The 357-nt window shown below is 51.0% G+C and carries 1 protein-coding gene; it reads left to right on the top strand.

Translation table 11 applies throughout. From position 1 onward, the window contains the following. Positions 1-97: 97 nt before the first annotated feature. On the top strand, positions 98-357 hold a 260-nt coding region (locus tag FVP33_RS19320), incomplete at its 3' end, for a ribonucleotide reductase N-terminal alpha domain-containing protein (RefSeq protein WP_222706819.1).

Below are 357 nucleotides of genomic sequence, written 5' to 3' on the forward strand. Positions count from 1 at the left end.
TAAGAGAGACACATTCAACTATTCCGAAGCTAGGAAAAACAGTCAAGCAGCAGGAGAGACTCCTCTGTGGTATACGACGGCTGGCTACCAGTTGTTCATGAAGAAATATTCAAATGAGGGAGAGTCTGTTCGCTCTCGTTTTGAGACTGTAGCCAGAGCTATGGCTCAGCACGCCCCTACGGTGTATCCTGAGTGGTGGGAGGAGGACGAATACACTAGAGGCAAGGACTGGGAACAGGTATTCTTCGACATTATGTGGGACGGTTTTGTAAGCCCATCCACTCCGCTTCTGTCGAACGGTGGGCTCCGCAAGAAGGGCACTACGGTATCCTGTGCAGGCGGGTTGATGGACAACAA

It is taken from the genome of Lacisediminihabitans profunda, assembly GCF_008040105.1.
Taxonomy (GTDB): domain Bacteria; phylum Actinomycetota; class Actinomycetes; order Actinomycetales; family Microbacteriaceae; genus Lacisediminihabitans; species Lacisediminihabitans profunda.